We start from the raw sequence: 17,003 nt of genomic DNA on the forward strand, positions 1-17,003 counted from the left end.
CAGCCAAAGGTGGAATGAAACGGGGTCAGGCGCCACACCTGACCCCTATTCATACTTTTCATCGCGTGATAGGTCAGTCATGCTACCTTCCTCTCGGCTTCACCATAATACCGCTGCCAGTTGTCCCGCATGTAGGCGTTCGGATGATAGCCCCACGCAAACGGAACCTTCGCGTCGTCCGCTAGGCCGTTGAACCGCTTCAAGCCTACAAGGGCTTCCGGTGAACGCGGAAACTGCATGGCATGGAGCGTGAAGCCGCAGTCACGGAACAGTTTCGTCGCTGCTTGAACGTGTGCGTCGTGTGGTGCTGGTTCATCCATTACGCTGCTTTCCGCTTAAACTGCGGCGCGGGCTTCCAGCCTAACTTCGCCGCCTGCTCCTGCCACATATTGCCGCACCGTATCTTACTCACCATCGCGTGACCGATCGGTAAGTCCGCAGCGATCTGCTTATTGTTCCAGCCCTTCTTAAAGCGGGACACAATAAGTTCGAGTTGCTGCTCGTTGATCTTCGCCGCGCCATTGTTCGCGCCGGACTGGTCTCCGCTCCGGCAGCGTCCGCGTTCAACCTTATCGTTCACGTTGTCCTGCACTGTGCCGAAATACAGGTGATGCGGATTGCAGCACTTCGGATTGTCGCAATGGTGCAGAACGTGCAGCCCGCCGCCCTCGTCTTTCTTGTGAGCAATCAGAGCAAGCCGACTGGCAGTGACCTGAACGTGGCTTGCGATCTTGAAGCGCCCGTAGCCGCTGGTGGTCAGGCTTGCTTGCCATTCCCAGCATTCCTCCGGCGCTCGAATATCCACCTTGCTCCAAAAGCGGAGCATTCTCAGTTCACCAATCTTGCCTTCAAGATATGGGAGTATCGGTTTAGGGAACGGGTCAGCCATGTGCGCACTTCCTTGCGTTTGTGGTTAGGACCGGTGCGAGAATGCGACCTCTCGTTTCCGGTCCGTTCTTTTCGGTTCGGGAATAATTTGTGACTCCCGATGCCGATTCATGCTTTGTTCCGCCGCTCCTTGCCGCGAAACGATTTTACAGGTTGCTTCCAAATCCCACGAAACCTAAGGGCTTCCCACGGTCGGGGAGTGGCGCAGCCTGGTAGCGCACCTGTTTTGGGTACAGGGGGTCGCTGGTTCGAATCCAGTCTCCCCGACCATATTTCCAGAGGCCTGCAAATATCCCTAAGGGCATTTGCGACCGGAAAGCTCCCAACCGCTAGGGGCGGGAGGATGCAAGGAGCCAGCGCAATCTCCGCCGCCCCCTCCGCCAATCTCGATACCCGCGCCATCTGGGCGATCGCGCTTCCTGCCATGATCACCAATGTCGCGACCGCGCTGATCGGGCTCGGCGATATGTGGATCGTCGGCCGGCTGGGCGATGCGAGCGCGCAGGGTGCCGTCGATGTCGGTGCGCGGCTGTTCGCGGTTCTTTTCACCGTAATGAATTTCCTGAAGACGGGGACCACGGGGCTCGTCGCGCAGGAAGGCACGCGGGCGGGCGCAGAGGCGCAGGTTTCGGTCCTGCTGCGCGGTATGACGGTCGGGCTGGCAATCGCCGCCCTGCTGCTCATCGCGAAGCCTGTCCTGCTGCCGCTGTGCCTGTCGCTGCTCGGCGCGGACGGCGACGTGCTCGAAGCTGCACGCGTCTATGCGGGCATCCGCTACTGGACCGCGCCCGGTGTCATGCTGAATCTCGCGCTGGTAGGTTTCCTCGTCGGACGGCGGCAGATGACCGCGGTGCTGATTATCGAAGTGGCCTACAACCTTACCAATGTCGGCCTCGGCTTGTGGTTCGTGCTCGGCCTCGACCTCGGCATTGCCGGGATCGGCTGGTCGAGCTTCATCGCCGAATACGCAAAGCTCGCCGCAGTCGTCCTGTTCGTGTTTCGCGGCAGTGTGACGGGTCATGCACTCAAGGTTTTGAGCAAAGGCACAGTGCTGCGCTGGCGTTCGCTGAGGCCGTTCCTGTCGGTCAATCGCGACCTGTTCTTACGGACGGTCATCCTGACGGTCGCGCTCGCTACGATCACGCGACTCAGTGCCGACCGGGGCGAAGTGGTCCTCGCCGCCAACGGCATCATCTATCAGCTGTTCGTACTGACGGCGCTGCTGCTCGACGGGTTCGAGAATGCCGCGCAGGTGCTCAATGGTGAGCGTATCGGTGCGCATGACCGGCACGGGTTCGCAGGCTATGTGCGCGCACTGATCTGGCGGGGTATCGGGGCCGCCGCGCTGGTAGCGGCTCTCTTCCTGCTGCTTTCGGGTCCGATCCTCGCCAGTTTCGCCGCGACTGCAGCCGTCGAGAGCGCCGCGCGCGAGGTTTCGATCTGGCTGATCGTCATACCCTTCGCCGGGGTCGCGGGCTTCGTGTTCGACGGCGTGTTCGTCGGCGCGAGCTGGACGCGGGCGCTGCTGGTCACGATGGTCGGTGCAGCTATGGTCTACGCCCTGGCGCTATGGCTGACGTGGCCGCTCGGCAACCACGGGCTGTGGCTGTCGTTCACCATCTTCCTGATCGCCCGCGCCTGTTTCCAGGCGGTTCTGCTGCCCCGACTTACGCGAAAGACCTTCGCAGCCTCTTGAGCGCGGTCAGTCCTTCGGCTTGATCGCGCCGCGCTCGTTCGCGAGCACGCCGACCACGGCCGTCCATACCGCGACGTTCTGGCGCAGCTGATCGGGATCGATCTTGTCGAGTGTGTCGTCGGGTGTGTGATGCAGGTCGAAATAGCGCGTCCCGTCCTGCTGCAGGTCGATGATCGCGGTACCCTGATCGCGGGCGATGTTGATGTCCGCCCCGCCGGTTGCCACGATGGGAGACGGCGCGACGCCGTAAGGCTGCACCGCCGATGCGAGCTTCGCGAAGAGCGCCGGATTGCTTTCGGTGAAATTCGTCTCGAACCGCCAGATACGGTCTGCGCCGAAATCGCTTTCGAGCGCGACACCGATCGGCTCGTCGATATGCGCGGCGCTATAGGCTTCGGAGCCGATCAGGCCGACTTCCTCGGCGCCCGCCATCAGCACGCGGATCGTGCGGAGCGGCTTACCCATGCGGCTTGCGTTCAGCGCCGCCGAAGCGGCGATGCCGCAGCCTGCGCCGTCGTCGAACGCACCGGGAGAGTTCCACCAGCTGTCGATATGGCAGGCGAGCAGTACCGGGGGAAGCGAGGGATCGGTCCCGACGATTTCGCCCACTACGTTGCCGCTCGTCGTCATGCCGAGGTCGCGCGGCGTCAGGGTAAGCTTCATGCGAATAGGCTGGCCGTCCGCGCGCGCGAACATCCGCTCGAGATTCATGGCGTCGGGCACGGAAAGCGCTCCGACCGGCGTCGGCGTAACCCCTTCGGGGAAGGACGTGCCGCCGGTATGCGGATTGCGGTGGCGATCGGTCCCGACCGACTTGATGACGGTGGCGACCGCGCCCTTGCTGGCCGCGATCCCGGCGCCGACCCAGCGAACCGGGCCGGCAAACCCGTATTGCGAGCCGTCCTGCGTCGGCGACATCGAATGGCTGATGAAGGCGATCTTGCCTGTCAGGCTGCCTTCAGGGGCATTCCTGAGCGCCTCGATATTGGGGAAATACACAACTTCGCCGGTAATGCCATCCGGCCCGGTCGAAGGTGTTCCGCCGAGCGGCTGGACCACGAGCGGCTGAGGAAACGGCGCGAGGATTTCCGCCTTGTGCGTATCGCCGGGCACCCAGGTGCGCATCTGGAACGGCTCGTCCGCGACGTTCTGGAACCCGTGTTCGCGCAGCCACGCCATCGCCCATTCGCGCCCGCGCTTTTCCGCTTCGGTACCGGCCTGACGCGGTCCGACTTCGGTCGTCAGACCTTCGACGAAGTCCCAGGCGTAGGTATCGGAGGTGCGTGCCTGATCCGCCGGGTTCGGCGCGGACTGCTGGGCATGAGCGGGAGCGGCGACGAAGACGAGCGCTGCGGACAGCGAGAGGATATGTTTCAGCATGATGCGTCTGCTAGCTTGCCGTTTTCGTGGGAGCAATCAGCTTCTCCACCGCGTCCGCGAAATGGCGAACATCGCCCGCTTCGGAGATAGCGAGAGAAGCCGCGCGCATCGCGACCCACTGCGCTTCGCTTTTCGCAAGATTGCGCATCGCGTTGGCAATCGCGGTTGGGTCGGTCGTCGCAACGATGCGGCCGGTTTCGCCGTCCCTGACCAGCCGGTCGCAGGCGCCGACGTTCGGCGACACGATGACCGGCAGGCCGAGCGCGGCGGCTTCGTTCAAGACCAGACCCCATTGCTCGGTCGTGCTGACGAGGCTCAGGGCCAGCGCATCGTGCATCGCTTCCGCCACGCCTGCCGCGCCAAGGAAACCGGGCCAGTCGATGCTTTTCGCTACGCCCAGCCGCTTGGCAAGGTTCTGGAGTTCGCCGCCAAGCGGACCGTCGCCCGCCATGACGAGCCGCCGCGCGTCCGGTCCGGCACCTTTGCGATAAAGCGCGAAGGCTTCGAGCAGCACGGCGAGGTTCTTCTTTTCGACGAAGCGCCCGACATAGAGAAACGGGCGCTCCCTCCATTGCGGCTGCCGCTTTCCCGTCACCAATGCCCGGACCCGCTCGTTGCCGATCGTATCGTATCCCTCGAGCACCGGACGCGTCCTGAATCCGAGATGGCGAATGTAATGCGCCTGCCGCTCCCCGCCGACCAGCGCGCAATCGTATGGCGCGAGCACCGCGCGCTTCAGCATTTCCAGCCACGCCTTGCGCGGAAAATCATCCGCCTTGCTCTCGGTCATGAGGATCACGCGGCAGCCGCGAAGTCGCAGCACGGCGGTCAAAGCCATGATCCAGCTTTCCGAATAGGGGATGCCAACGAAGACCGTGTTTGCCTCTTGCAGGGTCCGCAGCGCTCGGCGCAGTTTGACCGCGCTGCCGATGTCCTCGTAACGCTGCTCCGGAAACAGCGTGACCTTCCGAGCGCCCGCCACACCCCCCGCGCGCTCCCACCCATAGGTTGCCGAGCTATCCGCGACCTCTATCCCGATGACTTCGGCACGCCCCGCGAGCCTCTCCGCCGCTGCCGCGATCCGGTCGACGTGATAGGGTGCGAACTGCGCGAAAAGTATCGCGACCTTCCCCCCATCCCTGCCGCCAGCGCGCTCCATGGGGGCAAGCAATAAAGCGCCCCGCCCCGCCATGCCATACGAGCGCTTGCCCCTTTCCCCCGCACGACCTATCTGACCGGCAAATTCCATTTCAGCCAGATCGGCGCCGCCCAGGGGGGCAGGCGCGGGCCGCAATCACAAAGGATCGACGCGATGGCCGCTCAATACGCCTACGTCATGAAGAACATGACCAAGACCTTCCCCGGCGCGAAAAAGCCGGTGCTGGAGAACATCAACCTGCAATTCTACCAGGGCGCGAAGATCGGTATCGTCGGTCCCAACGGCGCGGGTAAGTCCACCCTTATGAAGATCATGGCGGGCATCGACAACGACTACGCGGGCGAAGCGTGGCCGGGCGAGAACATCACCGTCGGCTATCTGGCGCAGGAGCCGGAACTCGATCCCGACAAGACGGTGCTCGAAAACGTGAAGGACGGCGCGCGCGAAACCGCCGACATGGTCGAGCGCTTCAACGAAGTCTCGATGGCGATGGCCGATCCCGATGCGCCCAATTACGACGACCTCATTACCGAGATGGGCGAGTTGCAGGAGAAGATCGATGCGGTCGACGGTTGGACGCTCGACAACCAGCTCGAAATCGCGATGGAAGCGCTCCGCTGCCCGCCGGGCGATGCGGACGTATCGAACCTGTCGGGCGGCGAAAAGCGCCGCGTGGCGCTGACCCGGCTGCTGATCCAGAAGCCCAGCATTCTGCTCCTCGACGAACCGACCAACCACCTCGATGCGGAAAGCGTCGAATGGCTCGAAAACCATCTGAAGGAATACGCCGGCGCGGTCCTGATGATCACCCACGACCGCTACTTCCTCGACAACGTCGTCGGCTGGATCCTCGAACTCGATCGCGGCAGCTACTTCCCCTACGAGGGCAATTACTCGACCTACCTTGAGAAGAAATCGCAGCGGCTCGCCCAGGAAGAGCGCGAGGAAAGCGGACGGCAGAAGGCTCTCTCCGAAGAGCTCGAATGGATCAGACAGGGCACGAAGGGACGCCAGACCAAGTCCAAGGCGCGTATCCGCAAGTTCGAACAGCTTCAGGAAGCGCAGGGCGACCGCAAGCCCGGCAAGGCGCAGATCGTCATCCAGGTTCCCGAACGGCTTGGCGGCAAGGTTATCGAAGCGAAGAACATTACCAAGGCTTACGGCGACAAGCTGCTGTTCGAAGACCTGTCCTTCATGCTGCCGCCCGGCGGTATCGTCGGCGTCATCGGTCCCAACGGCGCGGGCAAGTCCACGCTGTTCAAGATCCTGACCGGACAGGAAGAACCCGATAGCGGCGACGTCGCCATCGGCGAAACCGTGCGCCTTGGCTATGTCGATCAGAGCCGCGACCACCTGACCGACAAGAACAACGTATGGGAGGAAATCTCCGACGGGCTCGATTACATGAAGGTCAACGGCCACGACATGTCGACGCGCGCCTATGTCGGCGCGTTCAACTTCAAGGGTCCGGACCAGCAGAAGAACGTCGGCAAGCTGTCAGGCGGCGAGCGCAACCGCGTCCACATGGCGAAGATGCTGAAAGAAGGCGGCAACGTCCTGTTACTCGATGAGCCGACCAACGACCTCGACGTGGAAACGCTGCGCGCACTCGAAGACGCGATCGAGAACTTCGCCGGCTGCGCCGTGGTAATCTCGCACGACCGCTTCTTCCTCGACCGGCTGGCAACGCATATCCTCGCTTTTGAAGGCAACAGCCACGTCGAATGGTTCGAAGGCAACTTCGAAGCCTACGAAGAAGACAAACGCCGCCGCTTGGGCGACGCCGCAGACCGGCCGACGCGAATGCAGTACAAGAAGCTTACACGGTAAGCCTTGTCGGGGTCGCAAGCGGAGCGTCTGCATGCGACCCCCTGCACGTTTTTTCGCAGCGGTGAGTTCGTCCGATAGCGCCGGGCGGGCCTATTTATCCTCGCCCGGAATGGGCGTGTGGGTATCGAGCGCTTCGCGAACGTAGAGCTTCTTGACGAGGATATAGAAGACCACGGTAAGCGGCGCGGCGAGCAATACTCCAAGCACGCCGAATAGGTACGCGAAGACCAGCAGCGAGAACAGAAGCAGCGCGGGCGGAAGTTCGACCGCGTGCTGCTGAATGATGGGCGTTATCAGGTTTCCTTCCGCCTGCTGGATCGCGAGGTAGAGTGCCGTCGCGAACAGCGCGTTGGTGGGCCCTGCCAGCAACGCCAGCAAAATCCCCGGCACCGCCGCCAGTATAGGGCCGAAGAAGGGAATGATTTCCAGCAGTCCTGCGAGCACGCCGAGCGCGAAGAAGGACGGAACGCCGATCAGCCACAGGCCGATCCCGGTAAGCAGCCCCACCCCTATCATTGCGACGAGCCGCCCCTTGAACCACAGGCTCAGCGCGGTTTGCATATCGTCGAGCGTCGCTCCGGCCTCGTCTCTTCTGGCGGAGGGGACGAGCTTGATCAGGCCGGTCCTGTAAAGATCGGGCCGTGCAGCCAGAAAGATGCTGGCGACGACCACCACGATAAAATCCGTGAGGCCGTTGCCGATCGTCATCAGCATGCCGCCGATGCTTCCCCCTTCCGCGAAAGCGCCGGTCAGTCTGTCGAGTTGCTGGTCGACGATGCCGCCAGCTCCGAAACTGCGCGCCGTTGCACGAAGCTGATCGATCGCCGCCGGTAGGGCTGCGGCAATCGCCTCGGCCTGACTGGCGACTTCCGACCCGAACAGGAACATCATGCCGGCCACGAGCGCGAATACCGAAGTCACTGTGATCGCCAGCCCGAATCCTTCGGGAATGTTGGCGTGCTCCCGTAACGAAGTCACCGCAGCGCGCCACAGAACGGCCAAAAGGCACGCGCCGAACGCGAGCACCAGTATGGAGCGCAGTTCCCATGCCAGTAACGCGGCACCGATGATCAGGATCGACAGGACCAAACGGCGTACGAACCTGGCATCGCCTTTTCCATCGCGCTGTTCGATCGGTAACCTCCTGTTTCCGCGACGCCCTTTGACCGCTTTGCTGCGCGCTGGGGTCAGACTTCAGCCACTTTTCTTCAGCTGATCGCTCGTGGTGCTCGGCTAATGACGGGCCGTCCGCAATCGCGATTTGGGGTTCGGTTCGTCGAACTCGGGGAATTTCGGCGCGAGTTTGCGCAATTCGTAGAGATCGTAGATCGAGAACCCGACCTTCGAGAATATCGGCAGGATGACGAACAGCGCCACTTCCGTAAGCTGGTCGATGACGCCAAGTCCCGAGGGGCCAAGCGCCCAGACTATGGGGTACCCCAGCCACATCGCAGTGAAATAGGTGTTCACCCGGGTGAAGCCGTCCCCGATCTCCTTGTTATGCGCGTAAGCTTCGCGCCTTACCCGCCCCCACAAGATACCGAGGATAAGGGCGAGGCAGACGCATCCGGTTGCATACCAGAACCATTTTGCCGGATCGTCGCCAGACAGGTCGGCGAACAGGCCGGAAAGTATCATGATGACGTCCAGCGCGACGAGCGTGGCGATGGTCGTCTTGTCGAGCGGTCTGAAGAACATCCCGGTCGAAGCGAGCACGAACAGGATGAGCGGGGTCGTCACCAGCCAATCGAGGTACCGAGCGAAATATACCGTCTGTCCGCCGACATCGACCGTCCCTTGGCCGAGCGCCATCGCCGTATACGCGAGGCCCGACCAGACAGGTATGATGATTGCGACCGCGTATTCGTATTGCGGAACGCCGCGCGGATTTCGGCTCCATACGAAGAACAATACCGCGCCTGCGGCCATGCACGCTAGGTAGAACCAAAGCCAAGCGTTCTCGGTCAAATTGCTCTCCACACTTCGGCCGAAATCGACATACGACCGTAATTGGTATGAGCAACTGCGCCGGTTTGTTCCTCAAAGCGCGCTGGGAAATGACTTACATTTGTAAAGACGGCGCCATTTTACTGCGCAAGCCTATACGGTTTTAACCGCTTCCACTTTCTAAGATTCTCGCGGTTAGAACCCCGTTCTGCGCAGGATTGGCGCTCTATTTTCATGCACGAGAATTTACACTGAGGAGCCGATCTACTGACCTATATCGTGCTGCACGAATTTCGGCGGGCGCTTCTGCCCGTCGCTGCGCATGACGAACGGCGTGTTGCCCTGCCCTAACGCAGCGAGCGGCATCCCGGCCTCCGCCAGCAGATAGGGCGAGACCCGGTGCCGCGTCATCAGACCGTTGTAACCGTCGCTGATGAGCGAGGTTTCGAACTGCAGACCCTGACTGCGCTCGGCGCTGTGAATGACATTGCTGACGACCAGTTGGCCGCCGCCCAGATCGAGCACGACCTCGGCACCGGTCGGCACGCCTTCCAGACCCTCGATCCGCGCGCCGGTCTTAGACAGGTTGCGCAGCATCACGTCGTAATAATGATCCTCGTGGATGAGGCCTACCCTGCGGTACAGTGAAATTCGGTCTGCCCGGTGGCGCGGAGGACCATCCGGCTTGAAGATCCATTCGGCCTTGGCGAAGTTCTCCAGGATCTTGTGCTGCTCCAGGGGCGGCGAATAGATGTATCCCTGGACGAGGTTGGCGCCGCGCTGCGTGACGAGTTCGAGCTCGTCCATCGCCTCGACGCCCTCCGCCACCGTTTCCATCTTGAGCGCCCGCGCGAGAGCGACGACAGCGGAGATGATCGCAGGATTGGTGTCGCCGCTTTCGGTACAGCCGCGCACGAAGCTCTGGTCGATCTTGATCTTCTTGAACGGTGCGCGTTTCAGATACCCGAGCGAGGAATAGCCGGTTCCGAAGTCGTCCATAGCCAGGCGAACGCCCAACCGGTCCAGTCGCGCGAATATCTCGTCGACAGCCTCCACGCCCCCGATGAAGACGCTTTCGGTCACTTCCAGCGTCAGCCGCGAAGCCTTGATTCCACTGCTGCTGAGGGCCGATGCGACGAGCTTCGGCATATTGGCCTGCATGAACTGCCGCGCCGATACGTTGACTGCCACGCGGACATCGTCCGGCCACTGTTCCGCGTCTTTGCATGCCTGCCTCAACGCCCATTCTCCGAGGTGAAGGATCAGGTCGCTCCGCTCGGCGATCGGGATGAAGGCCGCCGGCGAAATGCGGCCCCTTTGCGGATGATCCCAGCGCATGAGAGCTTCGAAACATTTCGCGCGGTTGTCCAGCGGATCGACGAGCGGCTGATAGGCCATGCTGAGCTCGCCCTTTTCGAGGGCATCGCGCAAATCCTCTTCGAGCTGGACACCGAAACTGGCGGCGGCGCGGAGCTCCGCCGTGTAGAAGCGGAAGACGCCGCGCCCGTCTTCCTTGGACCGGTAGAGCGCCATGTCGGCGGAACCGATCAGTTCGGACGCGGAAATGCCGTCGAAGGGAGCGATGGCTATACCGACGGAGGCTCCGATTATCGCGCGCCTGCCGTTGATGGAGTAGGGCTGCGACAGCATCTGGATGACGCGGCCGGCCAGCTCGGCAAGGTCGCCACGGTCCTCGACATCGGGCAGCAGGATCTGGAATTCGTCTCCGCCAAGGCGCCCGACTTCGCCCTTGTCCTTGACGAGAGCGGCGAGCCGGTCCCCGACCTGCTTGAGCAGTTCATCGCCGGCCGGATGGCCCATCGAATCGTTCACCTGCTTGAAGCGGTCTAGATCGAGCATCATGAGCGCGCAGCAGCGCCCTTTGCGCGAAGTGATAATGCTGGACAGCTTCTCGTCGAGGCGGCGGCGATTCGCGAGACCTGTCAGTTCGTCGAACTGGGACTGTCGCGCAACCGCGCACTGTTCGCGAAACTCGTCCGTAATATCGGCTGCATTGCCGCGGTAGCCGCGGAAATTCCCCTCGTCGTCCACCAGCGGCGCGCCGGAAATTCTCCAGTATCGCCCGTGGCGGTTCGAAGCCGCTTCCTCATGGTCGATGCGGACGATGAGATTGTCGAGATCGGAACGCGACTGAATGCGGAAAGCCAGGTTGCGGCTTTCGGTTTTCTCTGCGCCGTGGCTGGCGTCCTTGAAGACTTCGACGAGCGGACGGCCGATGATCTGAAACCCGTCGCGCTCCAGCGATCGTTCGGCGTTCTCGGACACATAGATGATCTTGCCGGTCTCGTCGGTCGCCCAGAAGCATCCGACCCCGACGCGTTCTATTTCACGCAGGACCGACAGGTCGGAGCTGGACCGGTAGGTTTTCTGCTCCGTCTCCCTGCGCAGGACACCGGCGAAGGACTTGCGGAAGTTCTCAAAGGACATTGGTTTTCCATGCGTGGCCGGCAAGCGGCGTTCTAGACAACGATCCCGCCTAGCGCGTCTGGATTGAAGAGTGGTTACCGCGCCTTTAGCCAGTTCGAAAGCCCGCAAACTGCCATGTTTGACAGGTGTTGCCGCGTTTGCGAGACTCGCGCGTGAAGGCGCCCGGTTCGCGGGTGCATCCCCAGACGGCGCACGATCCGCGCCGCGAACACCAAATCCCAGAGGATTACCATGACAACTCGCACGAACGGCGACACCGTGACAATCGACTACGTCCTGCGCAAAAGCGACGGCGAAGTCGTCGGCAACACGCAGCAGGTCGGCCCGCAGGCGGTCGAACTCGGCAGCGGACAGATCTTCCCGCAGATCGAACAGGCACTGACCGGTATGGAAGTCGGCGAGGAAAAGACGGTCTCCATTCCCTCCGACCAGGCGTTCGGTGCGCGTAACGAGCAGCTCGTGATCGATATTCCGCGCTCCAACCTGCCGCCCGAGCCCACCCCGCAGCCGGGCATGGCGCTGCAGGCGCAGTCGCCCGACGGTCAGCCGATGACGCTGCACATCCTCGAGGTCGGCGACCAGACCATCAAGGCAGACGGCAACCACCCACTCGCGGGCGAAGACGTGACCTTCGACCTGACGCTGCGCGACATCAAGCAGGCAGCCTGACCGCCAACCGGTGGGCCGCCGCGCCCTTGACGTGACGGCCCGCCGGTCCGGCTTCACTTTTATCAGCCCGATCCGGCGAAACGCGGGGCTGGCCGGCCCGTTATTGCTGCATGAGGGTAACTGAAGTTCTTCGCAGCCATCTGTGGGCCATCGGCTTTTTTCTGTGCACCTGCGCGATCGGTTATGGCGCGCGCTGGGCTATCGGCGACATCTATTCGAGCGCGGAGGCGACCGACCTGATCCAGGCGCTCAGCCGCGCGGGTCTGTATCTGGCATCGGCAATCGTGACCGCCGCCGCCACGACGCTGGCGCTCATGCTAACACTGATCGGCATGCTCAAACGCATGGAGAGCGAGTTCAACGAACAGACTTACCGCGATGTCGACCTCATCGCGCTCCTCGCATCGTTCACCATGGCAAGCGGTCTTGCCGTGCTTCTCGCCTTTACCTTGCCGGTAGGCGAGTTCGATACGCTGCCGCCGAGGTGGTACATCTATCTCTACGAAGGGATGTTCGCCGCGACCGTGCTGACAGTGGCGATGTTCGCGGCGACGGTCGCGATTCTGTACCGAACGGTACGCCGCGTCATAAAGCGCATGACGCCGGGCCGAGAGGTTTGACAGCGCGCATCAGGGCGTAAGCCAGTGCGCCTCGCCGCCCGGCTTTACGAGCGCACGGCGATGACCGTCGTGTGCAAGATGATACCAGTCGGCCTCTATGATTTCGACCAGTAAGACGGCGAAATTCTCCCTCGCGGGGGCAAGTTGCTCGTCGGTCGGTTTCTCGCCCTCGATCCATTCGGGAAGTCCTGAAGTCGGCTCGTCCGACAGCACGCTCGGGCCGCTCCCCAGATAGCAGCGACGCGCATAGTTGTCGCTTTGCTGCCATGCCGTGTCGGCCGCCACGCTGCTCCGCTCGATGCGGGCAACGCCGCGGCAGCGGATCTGCACCTTCTCCTCGCGGTCGTAGAAAAGTACGCTAACGGCGGGATCGCTCTCGATCACCGAGACTTTGGGCGAGCGCGAGTCGGTGTGGAACCGCAGAGTCCACTGCTCGTCGTCGAATGCGCGCAGCACGAGGATGCGCGTATCGGCATCGGCCGTCGCGAAAACGGGGGTGTGCATCGCCGACTTCCGGTCGTTAGCCGCCTGCGACAACCTGCCGATTACATCGCGGCGCACTTCCTCGAGATCATCCTGCATGGCTATGCGAACAGCACTTGCTGGGAGCGAAAGTCAATCACCGGTTCGTTCACGTTATTAGCGACTAATATGAATGGAAGGTCTCATACGCGGTTCAGATTGCGGTCAGCGACCGCGCGATAAGAACGGTTCATCATAAGAATAAACGAGCCGTATCGGTGGGAGCGGCACTGCAAAAGGATTTGCGAATATGACAATCGCACAATTGCTCAAGGGAACGGCACTCGGCGCAGTCGGCGCGGTTCTTGCCCTTACCGCCCTCCCCGCTTCCGCGGCTGCAGCCGAGCGACCGGTTCGCAGCGAAGTGCAGCAAGAGCGCGGTGAGGCCCGCGCACAGCGGGCTCAGCGGCAGCAGGCACGCTCCGATCGCCGCGAAGTGCGCTCGACCATTCGCGAGTCTCGGTCGGACCGCAGGGAAGCTCGCTCGGACAGGCGCGACGTTCGCTCGGACAGGCGTGATGCCCGCCAGCAGCAAGCTCAGCGGATCGAGCAAATGCGTCAGCAGCAGGCTGACCGCGCCGCAGTACGCGGCGACCGCAGGGACGCTGCTCGCGATGCGCGGGAGGCACGAATCGAGCGGTATCGCGGCGATGCCGGCGTGCGCGAACAGCGCCAGCGGATTGAACGCGCACGCGCCGAGGCTTTGCGGCAGGCAGGCGAGCGCGACGCACGAACCGGGCACCGCGACCGCGACGGTGACCGTTCATGGCGCGACAGGCGCGACGGTGATCGCAACTGGCGCGATCGGCGCGACGGCGACCGCTACGAGAACCGCGATCAGCGCGACTGGAGCCGCTATGACCGGCGCGGAGATCGCTACGACCGCAACGACTACCGGCGCTACGACGGCCGGCGGGGGGACTACCGTGATAACGACCGCGGCAGTCACTACCGCGACCACCGGCGCTGGGATCGGCGCGCTTGGCGCAACAACTCGCGCTACGACTGGCACCGGTACCGGCGCGATCACCGCAGCATCTTCTCGCTGGGCCGCTACTACTCGCCCTACCAGAGCTATCGTTACAGCCGCATCAACATCGGCTTCTACCTCGACCGCGGGTTCTACGGCAGCCGCTACTGGATCAACGATCCCTGGCAGTACCGCCTGCCCGAAGTCTACGGACCCTACCGCTGGGTGCGCTATTACGACGACGTGCTGCTGGTCGACATCTACAGTGGCGAAGTGGTGGACGTGATCCACGACTTCTTCTGGTAATTCGCCCTTCCCCTGCCTGCCGGACCGGAACCGCCGGGCTGCAGGCACCACCTCCCCCGTCGGCCGAACGCTGGCGGGGGTTGTTTCATGCGGAGTCTCAGGTCCTGCCGAGCGGCAGCATCCGGCCGAGGCCGGCTCCGTCCTTGCGGAACGTGTGGTAGAGCGCCGCGAGAATGTGGATTCCGATCAGGTAAATAAAGATTTCTGCGCCGGTAGCGTGAATGCCGAAGATGGTTTCGGACATGCCTTCGTTCGTGCCGACCGGTAGCGGCGGAATGGTGAACAGACCGAAGAAGTCGACGGGCCGGTCGCCTAGCGAGTTCGCTATCCATGCACCCAGCGGCAATCCGATGAGCAGCACGTAGAACAGGAAATGCAGGCTGCGCGATGCGACGCGCTGCCACGAGGGGATGGTGTCGGGCAGCGGCGGTACAGGATGACCGAGCCGCCAGAGTAGCCGCCCGATCGTCAGCACGAGGATGCTGATGCCGACCGACTTGTGCTGGCTCCAGTACCAACCCGCGCCGCTTTCCAGATGGTGTGCGGTTTCCGCCAATCGCCAGTTCACGATGACCAGTACCGCGATGATCCAGTGAAAGGCCATCGCGCCTTTGGAATAGCGCTTCTGCACGTCGTTCAGCATATTGGCTTCCCCTTCTGCCGGTTGAGGCACTGATGCGTTTCTTAACCTGCATTGCACTACGGGCAAGCATTCCCGGTTGCGGTGGCCGCCGCGATCACTAATCTCGGCCGTATGGCGACTACCGTAGCAATACCAGACCAGGATGCCCTCAGGCGCATTGGCGCATCCGTGCGTGAACGGCTGGCGCGCGACGAACAGGCGTACAAGATTCCCACCGACACGGCGGAAATCTACGCCATCGGCGGGTTTTTCTCGCCGGCCGAATGCGCGCGGCTGATCGAGATGATCGACGCTGTCGCTACGCCGAGCGAACTGTTCGACAGTCCGATGAAGGACGCGTTTCGCACCTCCTACTCGGGCAATTTCGATCCCAGCGACCCGTTCGTGAAAAGCATTTCGCGCCGGATCGACGACCGTCTCGGCATACGCTCCGAGCTAGGCGAGACCATCCAGGGGCAGCGCTATGCGCCCGGACAGGAATTCAAGGATCACTACGACTACTTCCATACGAGCGAACCCTATTGGAAGCAGGAACGGAAGCACGGCGGGCAGCGCAGCTGGACGGCGATGGCCTATCTCAACGAAGTCGCAGAAGGCGGAGCGACTGGTTTTCCCGAAGCCGGCATTTCCATTCCGCCCACGCAGGGTGTCCTCTTGGTGTGGAACAACGCGACGCCCGAGGGTGCTCCGAACGAAGGGACGCTACACGCGGGCACGCCGGTCGTCGCCGGGCAGAAATACGTGCTGACCCGCTGGTACCGCGTCCGGCCCTGGAAGCCGAGCCGCCGCGGAGGCTAGGCCGGCGTCTGTTCGCCGGAACCGCCCGCTATCGGTAGCGTGATAGTCGCCGCGAAGCCGCTTTCCCTGAAGTCTGTCTCGATACTGGCGTCGATTCCGCGCAGGACGTTGTCGATCAGCCGCGCGCCGATACCGCTGCCCTTGGTTTCGACCCTGATTCCCTGATCGATTGGCGGCCCGCCCTGCTCGATCCAGTGCAGTTGCAAACAGTCCGGGGCGTTTTCCCAGTCGACCTTCACTTCGCCGCGCGGCGTGGAAAGCGATCCGTATTTCACTGCGTTCGTCGCCAGTTCGTGAAGCGCCAGACCGACCGGCGTCACTGCATTGCGCGGCAGCGTCGTCTCCGGTCCCACGATACCGATCCGGTCGCTGCGCGAGGTCCGATAAGGTTGCAGGACTTCCTCGACGAGGGCGCACAGGTCCGCGCCTTCGGTGCCGACGTCGGGCGCGATCGAGGCCCGGTGCGCTGCCGACAGCGCCTGAATGCGCTTGATGATCTTGTCGGACATCGCCTGCGGGTCGGTTTCGTTCCGGCCGGAGAGCCGGATGATCGCTATGATGACGGAAAAGAGATTATCCAACCGGTGCTGCAATTCGCGGATCAGATTGTCGTTCAGCGCCTGCCGTTCGCGCTCGGAAAGGATCTCGGTCACGTCCCACTGCGAACCGTAGAAATAGACCAGCTTCCCGTCGTCGTCGAAGATCGGACCAATGTGCAGCGCATTCCAGAACGCAGACCCGTCCTTGCGGTAGTTCAGGATGTCGATCACCCTCACCTCCCGCTCGTCGATCGCGGCCTGGATCTTCTCGACCGCCTCCTCGCTCGTGTCTTCGCCCTGAAGGAAGCGGCAGTTCCGACCGACGATCTCGTCGCGGTCGTAGCCGGTCAGAAGAACGAACGCCTCGTTGACGTAAACGATCGGGCAGTCGTCCTGATTCGGATCGGAGATGCACAGCGCCATGCGGGTCTGTTCCATCGCCTGCGTGAATAGCCTGGCGCTATCGAGCTTCGCTTTGTCGGGGGAAAGGTTCGCACTGTCATCGACGCGCCGCGCATCGATTTCCCGCTCTTCCTGATCGTCAGGCGGCTGCTTTTCGGGAACGTCGCCCGCGTCCAGTTCGCTCAT

Annotated in this window: 16 protein-coding genes and 1 tRNA gene; 7 read left to right on the forward strand and 10 right to left on the reverse strand. The window is 62.5% G+C overall.

The window, feature by feature from the left end:
- Positions 1-77: 77 nt before the first annotated feature.
- Together HUV48_RS11075 and HUV48_RS11080 are read right to left on the reverse strand one after the other, a co-directional pair.
- Complete coding sequence (locus HUV48_RS11075) at positions 78-320, reverse strand: hypothetical protein (RefSeq protein WP_176267866.1); 243 nt, start codon at positions 318-320, stop codon at positions 78-80.
- A complete protein-coding gene (locus HUV48_RS11080) occupies positions 320-889 on the reverse strand; it encodes an HNH endonuclease family protein (RefSeq protein WP_176267867.1) in 570 nt (189 codons plus the stop codon). Before HUV48_RS11080 ends, HUV48_RS11075 begins: the two co-directional genes overlap by 1 nt.
- Positions 890-1,081: 192 nt before the next feature.
- Here HUV48_RS11080 and HUV48_RS11085 point away from each other — a divergent pair.
- A tRNA-Pro gene (locus HUV48_RS11085) sits at positions 1,082-1,158 on the forward strand.
- A 73-nt stretch (positions 1,159-1,231) separates the two neighbouring features.
- On the forward strand, positions 1,232-2,584 hold the full coding sequence (locus HUV48_RS11090) for an MATE family efflux transporter (RefSeq protein WP_176267868.1): 1,353 nt from the start codon (positions 1,232-1,234) through the stop codon (positions 2,582-2,584).
- Between the two features lie 6 nt (positions 2,585-2,590).
- On the opposite strand, the gene HUV48_RS11095 is transcribed toward HUV48_RS11090, so the two are convergent.
- Both HUV48_RS11095 and HUV48_RS11100 read right to left on the reverse strand, forming a co-directional pair.
- On the reverse strand, positions 2,591-3,964 hold the full coding sequence (locus HUV48_RS11095) for a M20/M25/M40 family metallo-hydrolase (RefSeq protein WP_176267869.1): 1,374 nt from the start codon (positions 3,962-3,964) through the stop codon (positions 2,591-2,593).
- 10 nt (positions 3,965-3,974) lie between these two features.
- The gene (locus tag HUV48_RS11100) at positions 3,975-5,123 is read right to left on the reverse strand and encodes a glycosyltransferase (protein ID WP_176267870.1); all 1,149 of its coding nucleotides are present in this window, start codon (positions 5,121-5,123) and stop codon (positions 3,975-3,977) included.
- 153 nt (positions 5,124-5,276) lie between these two features.
- Between HUV48_RS11100 and ettA the strand changes: the two genes are divergently transcribed.
- Positions 5,277-6,953 carry an energy-dependent translational throttle protein EttA gene (ettA, locus tag HUV48_RS11105; protein ID WP_176267871.1) on the forward strand — a complete coding sequence of 559 codons (1,677 nt, stop codon included), beginning with the start codon at positions 5,277-5,279 and terminating at the stop codon, positions 6,951-6,953.
- A gap of 90 nt (positions 6,954-7,043) precedes the next feature.
- Here ettA and HUV48_RS11110 read toward each other — a convergent pair whose 3' ends face one another.
- From HUV48_RS11110 to HUV48_RS11120, 3 genes are all read right to left on the reverse strand, one after another.
- Positions 7,044-8,042: an AI-2E family transporter gene (locus HUV48_RS11110; RefSeq protein ID WP_176267872.1), complete on the reverse strand. Its 999-nt coding sequence runs from the start codon at positions 8,040-8,042 to the stop codon at positions 7,044-7,046.
- A 144-nt stretch (positions 8,043-8,186) separates the two neighbouring features.
- A complete protein-coding gene (locus HUV48_RS11115; RefSeq protein ID WP_176267873.1) occupies positions 8,187-8,921 on the reverse strand; it encodes a bacteriorhodopsin in 735 nt (244 codons plus the stop codon).
- 243 nt (positions 8,922-9,164) lie between these two features.
- Positions 9,165-11,348: a putative bifunctional diguanylate cyclase/phosphodiesterase gene (locus HUV48_RS11120; RefSeq protein WP_176267874.1), complete on the reverse strand. Its 2,184-nt coding sequence runs from the start codon at positions 11,346-11,348 to the stop codon at positions 9,165-9,167.
- Positions 11,349-11,579: 231 nt separating this feature from the next.
- Between HUV48_RS11120 and HUV48_RS11125 the strand changes: the two genes are divergently transcribed.
- Together HUV48_RS11125 and HUV48_RS11130 are read left to right on the forward strand one after the other, a co-directional pair.
- Complete coding sequence (locus HUV48_RS11125) at positions 11,580-12,017, forward strand: FKBP-type peptidyl-prolyl cis-trans isomerase (RefSeq protein ID WP_176267875.1); 438 nt, start codon at positions 11,580-11,582, stop codon at positions 12,015-12,017.
- A gap of 110 nt (positions 12,018-12,127) precedes the next feature.
- A complete protein-coding gene (locus HUV48_RS11130; RefSeq protein WP_176267876.1) occupies positions 12,128-12,637 on the forward strand; it encodes a hypothetical protein in 510 nt (169 codons plus the stop codon).
- 9 nt (positions 12,638-12,646) lie between these two features.
- Here the strand turns inward: HUV48_RS11130 and HUV48_RS11135 are convergent, their stop codons facing one another.
- Positions 12,647-13,219, reverse strand: a complete 573-nt coding sequence (locus tag HUV48_RS11135) for a PNPOx family protein (RefSeq protein WP_176267877.1) — start codon at positions 13,217-13,219, stop codon at positions 12,647-12,649.
- A 190-nt stretch (positions 13,220-13,409) separates the two neighbouring features.
- On the opposite strand from HUV48_RS11135, the gene HUV48_RS11140 reads away from it, so the two are divergent.
- Positions 13,410-14,435, forward strand: coding sequence for an RcnB family protein (locus tag HUV48_RS11140; protein ID WP_176267878.1), 1,026 nt, complete (start codon positions 13,410-13,412; stop codon positions 14,433-14,435).
- A 97-nt stretch (positions 14,436-14,532) separates the two neighbouring features.
- Here the strand turns inward: HUV48_RS11140 and HUV48_RS11145 are convergent, their stop codons facing one another.
- Positions 14,533-15,108: a cytochrome b gene (locus HUV48_RS11145; RefSeq protein WP_318656089.1), complete on the reverse strand. Its 576-nt coding sequence runs from the start codon at positions 15,106-15,108 to the stop codon at positions 14,533-14,535.
- A gap of 81 nt (positions 15,109-15,189) precedes the next feature.
- On the opposite strand from HUV48_RS11145, the gene HUV48_RS11150 reads away from it, so the two are divergent.
- Positions 15,190-15,876 (forward strand): prolyl hydroxylase family protein, encoded by a 687-nt coding sequence (locus HUV48_RS11150; RefSeq protein WP_176267879.1) that lies wholly within the window; start codon positions 15,190-15,192, stop codon positions 15,874-15,876.
- On the opposite strand, the gene HUV48_RS11155 is transcribed toward HUV48_RS11150, so the two are convergent.
- Complete coding sequence (locus HUV48_RS11155) at positions 15,873-17,003, reverse strand: PAS domain-containing protein (protein WP_176267880.1); 1,131 nt, start codon at positions 17,001-17,003, stop codon at positions 15,873-15,875. The genes HUV48_RS11150 and HUV48_RS11155 overlap by 4 nt on opposite strands.

The organism is Qipengyuania atrilutea (assembly GCF_013370205.1).
GTDB lineage: Bacteria > Pseudomonadota > Alphaproteobacteria > Sphingomonadales > Sphingomonadaceae > Actirhodobacter > Actirhodobacter atriluteus.